The sequence below is a fragment of the Klebsiella sp. MS 92-3 genome (assembly GCF_000195655.1).
GTDB classification, from domain to species: Bacteria; Pseudomonadota; Gammaproteobacteria; order Enterobacterales; family Enterobacteriaceae; genus Klebsiella; species Klebsiella pneumoniae.
This window is the reverse complement of the sequence record NZ_GL882849.1, coordinates 10253-21922: the sequence shown is the minus strand read 5'-3', so window position 1 is coordinate 21922 and position 11670 is coordinate 10253. Positions and strand designations below refer to the sequence as shown.

Annotated in this window: 10 protein-coding genes and 1 other RNA gene; 3 read left to right on the top strand and 8 right to left on the bottom strand. The window is 59.5% G+C overall.

Annotated features, from left to right (window positions below; translation table 11 throughout):
- Positions 1-61 precede the first annotated feature (61 nt).
- The 8 genes from HMPREF9538_RS05630 to HMPREF9538_RS05665 form a co-directional block, all read right to left on the bottom strand.
- On the bottom strand, positions 62-805 hold the full coding sequence (locus tag HMPREF9538_RS05630) for an SDR family oxidoreductase (protein WP_004174442.1): 744 nt from the start codon (positions 803-805) through the stop codon (positions 62-64).
- 62 nt (positions 806-867) lie between these two features.
- Entirely contained in the window at positions 868-3741 is a 2874-nt protein-coding gene (gene gcvP, locus HMPREF9538_RS05635; RefSeq protein ID WP_009485982.1) for an aminomethyl-transferring glycine dehydrogenase, read from the bottom strand.
- Positions 3742-3947: 206 nt separating this feature from the next.
- Positions 3948-4337 (bottom strand): glycine cleavage system protein GcvH, encoded by a 390-nt coding sequence (gene gcvH, locus HMPREF9538_RS05640; protein WP_002916479.1) that lies wholly within the window; start codon positions 4335-4337, stop codon positions 3948-3950.
- Positions 4338-4361: 24 nt separating this feature from the next.
- Positions 4362-5456, bottom strand: coding sequence for a glycine cleavage system aminomethyltransferase GcvT (gene gcvT, locus HMPREF9538_RS05645; protein ID WP_002916480.1), 1095 nt, complete (start codon positions 5454-5456; stop codon positions 4362-4364).
- A gap of 422 nt (positions 5457-5878) precedes the next feature.
- Positions 5879-7081, bottom strand: a complete 1203-nt coding sequence (ubiI, locus tag HMPREF9538_RS05650) for an FAD-dependent 2-octaprenylphenol hydroxylase (RefSeq protein ID WP_002916481.1) — start codon at positions 7079-7081, stop codon at positions 5879-5881.
- Between the two features lie 10 nt (positions 7082-7091).
- Complete coding sequence (gene ubiH, locus HMPREF9538_RS05655) at positions 7092-8270, bottom strand: 2-octaprenyl-6-methoxyphenyl hydroxylase (protein WP_002916482.1); 1179 nt, start codon at positions 8268-8270, stop codon at positions 7092-7094.
- Positions 8267-9583, bottom strand: a complete 1317-nt coding sequence (gene pepP / locus HMPREF9538_RS05660; protein WP_004193720.1) for a Xaa-Pro aminopeptidase — start codon at positions 9581-9583, stop codon at positions 8267-8269. The genes ubiH and pepP overlap by 4 nt, the downstream gene beginning before the upstream one ends.
- 23 nt (positions 9584-9606) lie before the next feature.
- Positions 9607-10185 carry a YecA family protein gene (locus tag HMPREF9538_RS05665; RefSeq protein ID WP_002916486.1) on the bottom strand — a complete coding sequence of 193 codons (579 nt, stop codon included), beginning with the start codon at positions 10183-10185 and terminating at the stop codon, positions 9607-9609.
- 167 nt (positions 10186-10352) lie between these two features.
- On the opposite strand from HMPREF9538_RS05665, the gene zapA reads away from it, so the two are divergent.
- The 3 genes from zapA to HMPREF9538_RS05675 all read left to right on the top strand — a co-directional run bounded on the left by zapA (position 10353) and on the right by HMPREF9538_RS05675 (position 11602).
- Positions 10353-10682 (top strand): cell division protein ZapA, encoded by a 330-nt coding sequence (gene zapA, locus HMPREF9538_RS05670; RefSeq protein WP_002916488.1) that lies wholly within the window; start codon positions 10353-10355, stop codon positions 10680-10682.
- A 41-nt stretch (positions 10683-10723) separates the two neighbouring features.
- A non-coding RNA gene (gene ssrS, locus HMPREF9538_RS30465) (6S RNA) lies at positions 10724-10907 on the top strand.
- A 98-nt stretch (positions 10908-11005) separates the two neighbouring features.
- On the top strand, positions 11006-11602 hold the full coding sequence (locus HMPREF9538_RS05675) for a 5-formyltetrahydrofolate cyclo-ligase (protein ID WP_004144746.1): 597 nt from the start codon (positions 11006-11008) through the stop codon (positions 11600-11602).
- The last annotated feature ends 68 nt before the right edge of the window (positions 11603-11670 follow it).

Below are 11670 nucleotides of genomic sequence, written 5' to 3'. Positions count from 1 at the left end.
TTGGGTGTCCAACTTTTGGGGTGCAGTCCAGCAGCGCCGCCGGGCAATAGACATCTACGGGTTATTTCCCGCCCGCCAGTTCAAGGAAGCTACCCGTCACATACGACGCTTTGTCGCTCAGCAGCCAGGCAATGGCCTGAGCGACCTCTTCCGGCTGGCCGCCGCGCTGCATCGGTAGCGAACCTTTCACTCGATCCACGCGTCCCGGTTCACCGCCGGAGGCGTGCATCTCGGTATAAATCAGCCCCGGACGCACGCCGTTGACCCGGATCCCCTGCGCCGCCACCTCCAGCGCCAGCCCGGTAGTCAGGGTATCTACCGCCCCTTTCGACGCGGCATAGTCAACGTACTCCCCCGGCGCGCCAAGGCGCGAGGCCGCCGACGAAACGTTAACTATCGCCCCGCCCTTGCCGCCATGCCGATGTGACATGCGCTTTACCGCCTCACGGCAACAGAGGAAGTAACCGGTGACGTTGGTGGCCAGCACGCGGTTAATACGCTCGGCGCTCAGGCTCTCCACCGTACACTGGGTAAACAGGATCCCGGCGTTGTTGACCAGCGCCGTCAGCGGCTCGCCCATGCGGTCGATCGCCTCAAACATCGCCATCACCTGCGCTTCATCGCTGATGTCCGCCCGCAGCGCCGTGGCTTTGCCACCAGACGCCACAATGGTATTCACCACCTCGGTGGCGGCGTTAATGTTGTGATGGTAATTGACCGCCACGGTATATCCTTCCTGCGCCAACAGCAGCGCCGTCGCCCGGCCTATGCCGCGGCTCGCGCCGCTAATAAGAGCTATTCCCATACCTTCCCTCCAAAAAAATAAAGGCGCCGCAGCGCCTTTAAAAGTTTAGCTAAAACGCAAACTTACTGGTATTCGCTCATCGGCACGCAGGAGCAGAACAGGTTGCGGTCGCCGTAGACATCATCCAGACGTTTCACCGTCGGCCAGTACTTGTTGTGCAACCCTGCCGGGAATACCGCCAGCTCACGGCTGTACGGATGGTTCCACTCGCCCACCAGCTCGCCCTGGGTGTGTGGCGCGTTCACCAGAGGGTTATCCTCCAACGACCATTCGCCGGCTTTGACGCGGTCGATTTCCGCGCGGATCGCCAGCATCGCGTCGATAAAGCGGTCCAGCTCGACCTTGCTTTCCGATTCCGTCGGCTCAACCATCAGCGTCCCCGCTACCGGGAAAGACATGGTCGGGGCATGGAAGCCAAAGTCGATCAGGCGCTTGGCGATATCCAGCTCGCTAATGCCGGTCTCTTCTTTCAGCGGACGAATATCGAGAATACATTCGTGCGCTACGCGACCATCGCGACCGGTGTAGAGCACCGGGTAGGCGTCTTTCAGTCGGGTAGCGATGTAGTTGGCGTTAAGGATCGCGTTCTGGCTCGCCTGCTTCAGCCCTTCCGCGCCCATCATGCGGATATACATCCAGCTGATCGGCAAAATGGACGCGCTGCCGAACGGCGCGGCGGAAACCGCGCCCTGGCGGGTCAGCATACCTTCAATCTGTACCACGCTGTGGCCCGGCACGAACGGCGCCAGGTGCGCTTTCACGCCGATTGGGCCCATGCCCGGGCCGCCGCCGCCGTGCGGAATGCAGAACGTTTTATGCAGGTTGAGGTGCGAAACGTCGGCGCCGATAAAGCCCGGAGAGGTGATCCCGACCTGGGCGTTCATGTTGGCGCCGTCGAGATAAACCTGGCCGCCAAACTGGTGCACGATCTCGCACACTTCGCGAATGGTCTCTTCATACACGCCGTGGGTCGACGGATAGGTGACCATGATGCAGGAGAGATTGGCCCCCGCCTGCTCTGCTTTTTCACGCAGATCGGCGAGATCGATGTTGCCGTTTTTATCACAGGCAACGACCACTACCTGCATACCCGCCATCTGCGCGGAAGCCGGGTTGGTGCCGTGCGCGGAGCTAGGGATCAGGCAGATATCGCGATGGCCTTCGTTGCGGCTCTCGTGATAATGGCGAATCGCCAGCAGGCCAGCATATTCACCCTGCGCGCCGGAGTTCGGCTGCATACAGACGGCGTCATAGCCGGTCAGTTTCACCAGCCAGTCTGAAAGCTGGGCGATCATCTGCTGATAACCTTCCGCCTGCTCGACCGGGCAGAACGGGTGCAGCTCAGCGAATTCCGGCCAGGTGATCGGGATCATCTCCGCCGCGGCGTTCAGTTTCATGGTGCAGGAGCCCAGCGGGATCATCGCCTGGTTCAGCGCCAGATCTTTACGCTCCAGGGCGTGCATGTAGCGCATCATCTCGGTTTCGCTATGGTAGCGGTTAAACACCGGATGGGTGAGGATCGCATCGTCGCGCAGCATCGCCGCCGGGATCGAACGGCTATCCAGCGCCACGTCTTTATCCAGGGTATCGATATCCAGACCGTGATCGTCGCCGACGATAGCGCGGAACAGGTTCAGCACATCTTCGCGGGTGGTCGCTTCATCGAGCGTAATGCCCACCGCGCCGTGAATATCGCTGCGCAGGTTAATCTGCAGGTCTTCGGCACGCGCCAGCACCGCGGCTTTATCCGCCACTTCGACGCACAGGGTGTCGAAGTAGTGGGCATGGCGCAGCTTCAGCCCTTTCTTCTGCAGGCCGTCGGCCAGAATGTCGGTCAGACGATGAATGCGGCCAGCGATACGTTTCAGACCCGCCGGGCCGTGGAATACCGCGTACAGGCTGGCGATGTTGGCCAGCAGAACCTGCGAGGTACAAATGTTGGAGTTCGCTTTCTCACGGCGGATGTGCTGCTCGCGAGTCTGCATCGCCATGCGCAGCGCGGTATTCCCCGCCGCATCTTTCGATACGCCGATAATCCGGCCCGGCATGGAGCGTTTGAATTCATCTTTCGCCGCGAAGAAGGCCGCGTGCGGGCCGCCGTAGCCCATCGGCACGCCGAAGCGTTGGGCGGAACCGAAAACGATATCCGCGCCCTGCTTGCCCGGCGCCGTCAGCAGCACCAGCGCCATAAAGTCGGCGGCGACGCTGACAATCACTTTGCGCGCTTTCAGCTCGGCGATCAGTTTGCTGTAATCGTGGATTTCGCCGGTGGTGCCCACCTGCTGCAGCAGCACACCGAAGACATCCTGGTGATCGAGCACTTTGTCGGCGTCATCGACGATGACGTCGAAGCCGAAGGTTTCCGCGCGGGTGCGAACCACGTCCAGGGTTTGCGGATGGACGTCGGCGGCAACGAAGAAGCGGTTGGCGCTCTTCAGTTTACTGACGCGTTTGGCCATCGCCATCGCTTCGGCGGCGGCGGTGGCTTCATCAAGCAGCGAAGCGGAAGCGATATCCAACCCGGTCAGATCCAGAGTGACCTGCTGGAAGTTGAGCAGCGACTCCAGACGGCCCTGGGATACTTCCGGCTGGTAAGGGGTATAGGCGGTATACCAGCCCGGGTTTTCCAGCATGTTGCGCTGAATGACCGGCGGCAGCTGCACGGCGGTATAGCCCATGCCGATGTAAGACTTGAAGCGCTTGTTGCGACTGGCAATCGCCTTCAGCTCCGCCAGCGCGGCGAATTCGGTAGTCGCGTCGCCCACCTGCGGTGGGGTCGCCAGCTGGATATCCTGCGGCACAATCTGGCCGATCAGGGCGTTAAGCGAATCCGCGCCGACGGTCTTCAGCATCTCTTGCTGCTGCTGAGCGTCCGGGCCAATGTGACGTTCAATAAAGGCGTCGCGGTTTTCAAGCTGACTTAAAGTCTGAGTCATGAGCGATGGTTCCTGAAACGTGCGGTGAATCGTGGTTGTCTGACTGGTTTGCCCGGCAAGCGCTGATGCTTACCGGGCCAGAATACGCAAAATCATTCGCGTTGCAGGAAGGCGGCGACACAGCGACTCCCCGGGAGCTTACAAAAGTAAGTGACCGGGGGGAGCCAGGAAGCCAACGCCCCTGCAGCGTGAAGGATGAAGCGTATTTATTCGTCTTCCAGTAAAGCTTCATACGCGGCGGCATCCAGCAGCGCGGCAACCTGCGCTTCGTCGCTGGCTTTGATCTTGAAGATCCAGCCGTCGGTATACGGGTCGCTGTTGACCAGTTCCGGAGAGTCGTTCAGCTCTTCGTTGACGGCAACGATTTCACCGCTAATCGGCGCGTAGATATCGGAGGCCGCCTTCACGGATTCGGCAACCGCGCAATCGGCGCCCGCTTCAACGGTGGCGCCCACTTCCGGCAGGTCAACGAAAACCATATCGCCAAGCAGCTCCTGCGCGTGCTCGGTGATCCCTACGGTATAGGTGCCGTCCGCTTCTTTACGCAGCCACTCGTGTTCTTTGCTGTATTTCAGTTCTGCTGGTACGTTGCTCATCAATTCATCTCCAAAAAAGGGAAATCACACAATGGCTTTGCCATTGCGTACAAAACCAGGTTTAGTCACTTTTACCGGCATTTCACGGTTACGGATTTGCACCACCGCGGTGTCGCCAATCCCGGCCGGCACGCGAGCCAGCGCGATGCTGTAGCCCAACGTCGGCGAGAAGGTGCCGCTGGTGATAATGCCTTCTTTTTGATTACCGTCGCTATCGGTAAAACGGACCGGCAGACCACCGCGCAGGACGCCTTTCTCGGTCATCACCAGGCCAACCAGCTGCTCGGTGCCTTTTTCGCGCTGCATCTCCAGCGCTTCGCGGCCGATGAAGTTACGATCGGCGGGCTCCCAGGCGATAGTCCAGCCCATGTTCGCCGCCAGCGGAGAAACGCCTTCGTCCATCTCCTGGCCGTACAGGTTCATCCCAGCCTCCAGGCGCAGGGTGTCGCGCGCGCCAAGACCGCACGGCTTAACGCCAGCGTCCAGCAGACCGCGCCAGAAATCAGCCGCCTGCTCGTTCGGCATCGCAATTTCATAACCCGCTTCGCCGGTATAGCCGGTGGTGGCGATAAACAGGTCGCCGGCCTGCACGCCGAAGAACGGCTTCATGCCTTCCACGGCCTGACGCTGAGCGTCGGTAAACAGCGTCGCCGCCTTCGCTTTCGCCTGGGGGCCCTGCACCGCGATCAGCGACAGATCGTCGCGAACGGTAATTTCAAGGCCGTAAGGTTCAGCTTGTTCGGAGATCCAGGCGAGGTCTTTTTCGCGGGTGGCGGAGTTAACAACGAGGCGGAAATAATCTTCAGAAAGGAAATAGACAATCAGGTCGTCGATGACGCCGGCGGAGGCGGTCAGCATGCCGGTGTAGAGCGCTTTGCCTGGGGTGGTGAGCTTCGCCACATCGTTGGCCAGCAAATAGCGCAAGAACTCGCGGATCCGGCTGCCGTGGAAATCGACGATGGTCATATGCGACACATCGAACATCCCTGCATCGCCGCGCACCGCATGGTGCTCATCAATCTGGGACCCGTAATGCAGCGGCATCATCCAGCCATGGAAATCCACCATGCGCGCGCCGCACAGCGTGTGTTGTTCATACAACGGAGTCTGTTGAGCCATCTTTTCCTCATCGAATAAAACGGAACCAGCCACGAAATTGTCGGCGATTTTGCGCCACGAAATTCGGCGTCGGCATCGCTGACGGACGCCGACGCAAACGTTCTCTTTGGCCTGAACTTACCACCGAACCCGGCGCTAAACCATAAGCTCATTCAGGGCATCACATTAGCTTATGGCTAAAATCCGCCGAAAAGCCTACAGAGTTATTGACTGGAAAAAAGCGATTTACGCCACATAAAATTAACATTAACGGCGCGACAATTAGGTAATGATGGTGTTTTATGCGATTTTACGGCTCTAATTTCTTTAACAAAAAAAAGGACGCATTAATAAATCTAATGCGAAAAAAGAGGTGAAATTAGAATATTTCAAATGAGGGGGAAAACCCGGCGCCCAGGCCGGGTGAAAGAAGTGTGACGCGGTTAACGTAACCAGGCAGGCAGATCGTTGAGGCCCATCGCCTGGCGAATCAGCTGCGGTTTCACGCCCGGCAGCGTATCGGCCAGTTTGAGTCCCACATCGCGAAGAAATTTCTTCGCCGGATGGCTCCCGGAGAACATTTCGCGGAAGCCCTGCATGCCCGCCAGCATCAGCGCCGCGCTGTGCTTGCGGCTGCGCTCGTAGCGGCGCAGATAAAGATGCTGGCCGATATCTTTGCCCTGAGCGTGCAGGCGCTTCAGCTCGTCAATAAGCTCGGCGGCATCCATAAAACCGAGGTTGACCCCCTGCCCGGCCAGCGGATGGATGGTATGCGCGGCATCGCCGACCAGCGCCAGCCGGTGGGCGGCAAACTGACGGGCATAGCGGCCGGTCAGCGGGAAAACTTCACGTTCACTTGCCAGCTGGCAGAGGCCAAGGCGATTATCGAACGCGATATTCAGCGCCTGGTTGAAGGTGGTTTCATCAGCCTGCTGCATCCGCTGCGCTTCCCCCGGCGATAGCGACCAGACGATCGAGCACAGGTGCGGATCGCTGAGCGGCAGGAAGGCGAGGATCCCGTCGCCATGGAACGCCTGGCGGGCCACCGCCTGATGCGGCTCAGCGGTACGGATGGTCGCCACCAGCGCATGATGATGGTAATCCCAGAAGGTCAGCGGAATATCGGCTTTATTGCGCAGCCATGAATTGGCACCATCGGCGCCGATCACCAGCCGCGCGGTCAGCATGCTGCCGTCCTGCAGGCTGAGAAAGGCTTCATTCTCGCCCCACGCCACCTGCTGAAGTTCCGCCGGAGCCAGCAGGGTAACGTCAGCGCAACGCTGCGCCTTCTGCCACAATGCATGATGCACTACGGCATTTTCGATAATATAGCCAAGGTGGCTAAAGCCCATGCTCTGGTCATCGAAGCTAATGTGGCCAAAGCTGTCTTTATCCCATACTTCCATACCGTGATAGCAGCTGGCCCGCTGGGCGACGATCTCGCGCCAGACGTCCAGCTTCGTCAGCAGCTTTTCGCTGGCGGCATTAATTGCCGAAACGCGCAGCGCCGGCGGCGCATCGGCGGCCAGCGGTCGCGGCTCTGCTTTCTCCAGCACTGCGACGCGCAGGCCGCTACCCTGTAGACCGCAGGCTACCGCCAGCCCCACCATTCCACCGCCAACAATGGCAACATCAACACTTTGCACGTTCTACTCCTTAACGGGGAACCCAACCGAGGGTACGCTGCGCCAGCGCATCGCGCGCCGGGGTAAATAATTCCATCGCCATCAGACCGACGTTGCGCCCCGCCACCAGCGGCGCCCAACGGTTGGCAAACAGATGCACCAGCCCATCGGTCACGCCGATGGTGGCGGCTTTATCCCCTGCCCTGCGCGCCTGATAGCGGCACAGCAGCGGATAATGACCGACATCTTCGCCGCTGAGATGGGCGTCAGCGAGTAATTCCGCCAGGCTCATCACATCGCGCAGGCCGAGATTAAAGCCCTGCCCGGCGATCGGGTGCAGCGTCTGCGCCGCATTGCCGACCAGCGCCAGGCGGTGCGACACCGCGCGGCTGGCGGTGGTGAGGGCCAGCGGATAGACGCTGCGTTTCCCGGCGTGGGTAATACGCCCCAGCCGCCAGCCGAACGCCTGCTGCAGCTCCTGACAAAAGCGTTCGTCAGACCAGCTCTGCACCTCATCGCGGCGCGACTGCGGATGACACCACACCAGCGAGCAGCGCCCTTGCGACATCGGCAGCATCGCCAGCGGGCCATGCTCGGTAAAGCGCTCGAAGGCGCGACCTTCGTGGGGCAACGCGGTGCTGACGTTAGCAATGATCGCTATCTGCTCATACGGCTGCTGCTGCCAGCTGATGCCGCAGCGGGCGCCCAGTGCCGAACGGGAACCGTCCGCCGCCACCAGCAGCTTACCGTTAATGATTTCGCCGCCCTCAAGCGTAAGGCTGACGCTCTCCTGGCTGCGACTGACCGCTTCCACTTTCGCCGGACAGTGCAGCGTGACGCCCGGCGCCTCGCGCAGCAGACCAAACAGCCGCTGGCCGACATCGTGGAGTTCAACCACCTGGCCCAGCGCCGACAGGCCATAATCCGCGGCCGCCAGATTCACAAACCCGGCATGACCGCGGTCGCTGACGTGTACTCGCTGGATGGGCGTCGCGCGTTCGGCGAGGCGTTGCCAGATACCGATACGCGCCAGCTGCTGGCAGGTGCCCGCAGCCAGGGCGATCGCCCGGTCGTCAAAGCCAGGGTGGCGTGAAGAATGCGGATCCTGCGCTTCAATGAGGTGGACCGGCAGCGCGCCGCCGGTCAAACGGGAGATGGCCAGCGCGAGCGTCGCGCCGGTCATCCCGCCCCCGACGATCAGCACGCTCATGACTGGCGCGCCGCCGCCATCAGCGCCTCGATCTCATCCGCCTTCTTCACCACGCCGGCGGTGAGATTTTCGTTACCGTCTTCGGTAATCACGATGTCATCTTCAATACGGATGCCGATGCCGCGATACTGCGCCGGCACGTCGGCATCGGTGGCGATATACAGTCCCGGCTCGACGGTCAGCACCATTCCCGGCTCCAGGACGCGCGAACGGTCGGTGTCGTAATTACCGACATCGTGCACATCCAGACCCAGCCAGTGGCTCAGGCCATGCATAAAGTACGGGCGGTGGGCGTTGTTGGCGATAAGCTCGTCAATCTCGCCTTTCAGGATCCCCAGCCGCACCAGGCCGGTAATCATAATGCGCACCACTTCCTGGTTGACCTGACAGATCGAGGTGCCCGGCCGATAGAGTTTCAGCGCGGTCTCCAGCGATTCGAGCACAATGTCGTAGATCTCGCGCTGCGGCTGGGTAAATTTACCGTTTACCGGGAAGGTGCGGGTAATGTCCCCGGCATAGCCGCGATACTCGCAGCCGGCGTCAATCAGGACTAAATCGCCGTCGCGCAGTTCAGATTCGTTTTCGGTGTAGTGCAGAATACAGCCGTTTTCGCCGCCGCCAACGATGGTGTTATAGGAGGGGAAACGTGCCCCGTGGCGGTTGAATTCATGGAGAATTTCACCTTCCAGCTGATATTCGAACATGCCAGGGCGGCATTTTTCCATCGCCCGGGTATGGGCCAGCGCGGTGATCTCCCCGGCGCGGCGCATCACGGCAAGCTCTTCCGCGGATTTAAACAGGCGCATCTCATGCACAATGGGCCGCCAGTCGATAACCGAGTTCGGCGCCTGCAGATTCTGGCGCGCGCCTTTGCGCAGTTTTTCGAGGGCGTTGAACACAATCTCATCGGCATAGGCATATTCACCCTGGGCGAAGTAGATCGCGTCCAGACCGTTGAGCAGCTGATACAGCTGCTGGTTGATTTCGCTGAACGCCAGCGCCCGGTCGACGCCAAGCTTCGCCGGCGCGGCCTCCTGGCCCAGACGGCGTCCAAACCAGATCTCAGCGGTCAGATCGCGAACCCGGTTGAACAGCACGCTATGGTTGTGGGTTTCATCGCTTTTAATCAACACCAGCAGCGCTTCCGGTTCGTTAAAGCCGGTGAAGTACCAGAAATCGCTGTTCTGCCGGTAGGGATATTCCGAATCTGCACTGCGCACCGCTTCCGGTGCGGCGAAAATCAGCGCCGCGCTGCCTGGCTGCATCTGCGCCAACAGCGTCTGGCGACGCGATAGAAATTCCTGCTGAGTCATGACGCCCCCTGAACGAATTTTAGTTAGTGTAATGTCGGTTTGCGGACTTCCGGTGCGGTTGGCTGCTGACGGGCAAAGGTGTCGTGGCACAGCAGTGCGGCAACGCGGACATACTCGATAATCTCCTCCAGAGACATCTCCAGCTCTTCCTGATCTTCGTCTTCATCGTAGCCCAGCTGGGCAATATTACGCAGATCGTCAATCGCTTCCCCGGTTTCATCCTTCACTTTATCCAGCTTCGGCTGGCTAACGCCAAGACCAAGCAGGAAGTGGTTGACCCAACCGGCGAGGGCGTCGGCACGGTCAAAGACGCTCACCGCATCGCCTTCCGGCAGATACAGTTGAAAGAGGAAACCGTCGTCATCCAGTGAATCGCTGATGGCGGAATGCATGTTACGCAGCGCCTGAGCCAGTTCATGGCCAAAGGCGAGACCTTCGTTGGTCAGGTCGTGCACCAGCGGCTGCCAGCTGCTGTCCGTGTTGCCGCCGCACAGCAATCCGCTGATCAAACCGTGCATTTCGGCCGGGGTGAGACCTACCCCTTGTTGGTTCAGTAACTGGTCTACATCGTTGTAACCAGGCATTTCGTTCTGTATAGACATGCGCATTCGTCATCGTTGGGAGGAATATTCATGGTATGCTACCACTTTGGACCCTGGTGAACCAGAATAGGGCTTGTATCTTCGCACCAGGGTAGCTATAGTGTCGCCCCTTCGCAGACCATGGGTCTAAAGACGAAGGCAGCGCAGTCAATCAGCAGGAAGGTGGCATGTCTGCACAACCCGTAGATCTCCAAATTTTCGGCCGTTCACTGCGAGTGAATTGCCCGCCTGAACAAAGGGATGCCCTGAATCAGGCAGCTGAAGACCTTAATCAGCGGTTGCAAGATTTAAAAGAACGCACTAGAGTCACAAATACTGAGCAGCTGGTCTTCATCGCGGCGTTGAACATCAGCTATGAGTTGACTCAGGAAAAAGCGAAGACCCGCGACTACGCTTCCAGCATGGAGCAGCGCATTCGCATGCTTCAGCAGACCATCGAACAAGCATTGCTTGAGCAAGGTCGCATAAGCGAAAAGCCAGGGTCGAAGTTTGAATAACACTTTGCAGTTAACTGTGTTAGAGTAATCGCAAGAACAAAATTTCTCTGAGATGTTTGCAAGCGGGCCAGTCCCCTGAGCCGATATTTCATACCACAAGAATGTGGCGCTCCACGGTTGGTGAGCATGCTCGGTTCGTCCGAGAAGCCTTAAAACCGTGACGACACATTCACCTTGAACCAAGGGTTCAAGGGTTACAGCCTGCGGCGGCATCTCGGAGATTCCCTTCTTTACTTCGCATCATCCCCCATACGTGTTTTCGGCTGAAGCCGCCCTGTATTACACTTGCTCCTATTGTTTCGCCAGCTCGTAACGAGACCTGCATGACTATACAGCCCGATACCCTGCTCTCCCGTCAGCATATTCGCCAGCAGATCCGCGATCGTCGACGCGCACTCAGCCCGGAGCAACAGCGCCTGTTTGCCCAACAGGCCGCCGAGCGGATGATGGCCTGGCCGCCTATAGTTCTCGCCCACAACGTGGCGCTGTTTCTCTCCTTTGACGGCGAGCTGGACACCCAGCCGCTGATCGACCAGCTCTGGCGCGCCGGCAAGCGGGTATATCTCCCGGTGCTGCATCCCTTTAGCCCCGGCAATCTGCTGTTTTTACACTACCATCCGCAGAGCCAACTGATCGTGAATCGCCTGAAGATCCGCGAACCGAAGCTCGATGTGCGGGATGTGCTGCCGCTGGCTGAACTCGATGTGCTGGTGACCCCGCTGGTGGCCTTCGATGTCAGTGGCCAACGGCTGGGAATGGGCGGCGGTTTTTACGACCGGACGCTGCAAAACTGGCAGCAGTATCGCCTGCAGCCGGTGGGCTACGCGCACGACTGCCAGCAGGTGGATAGCCTGCCGAGCGAAGAGTGGGATATCCCGCTGCCGGCGGTCATCACCCCGGGAAAAACCTGGTGTTGGTAGGTACGCGGGGACGAAAAATTCAGCCTGGAAAGTATTAACAAAAAAACGGGCAGGGACGCGACCTGCCC

Excerpts from the sequence above, each read along its gene's own strand:
- gcvH (WP_002916479.1), bottom strand. The coding sequence starts at position 4,337 with ATGAGCAACGTACCAGCAGAACTGAAATACAGCAAAGAACACGAGTGG.
- pepP (WP_004193720.1), bottom strand. The coding sequence starts at position 9,583 with ATGACTCAGCAGGAATTTCTATCGCGTCGCCAGACGCTGTTGGCGCAG.
- ubiH (WP_002916482.1), bottom strand. The coding sequence starts at position 8,270 with ATGAGCGTGCTGATCGTCGGGGGCGGGATGACCGGCGCGACGCTCGCG.
- gcvP (WP_009485982.1), bottom strand. The coding sequence starts at position 3,741 with ATGACTCAGACTTTAAGTCAGCTTGAAAACCGCGACGCCTTTATTGAA.
- zapA (WP_002916488.1), top strand. The coding sequence starts at position 10,353 with ATGTCTGCACAACCCGTAGATCTCCAAATTTTCGGCCGTTCACTGCGA.
- gcvT (WP_002916480.1), bottom strand. The coding sequence starts at position 5,456 with ATGGCTCAACAGACTCCGTTGTATGAACAACACACGCTGTGCGGCGCG.
- HMPREF9538_RS05675 (WP_004144746.1), top strand. The coding sequence starts at position 11,006 with ATGACTATACAGCCCGATACCCTGCTCTCCCGTCAGCATATTCGCCAG.
- HMPREF9538_RS05630 (WP_004174442.1), bottom strand. The coding sequence starts at position 805 with ATGGGAATAGCTCTTATTAGCGGCGCGAGCCGCGGCATAGGCCGGGCG.
- HMPREF9538_RS05665 (WP_002916486.1), bottom strand. The coding sequence starts at position 10,185 with ATGTCTATACAGAACGAAATGCCTGGTTACAACGATGTAGACCAGTTA.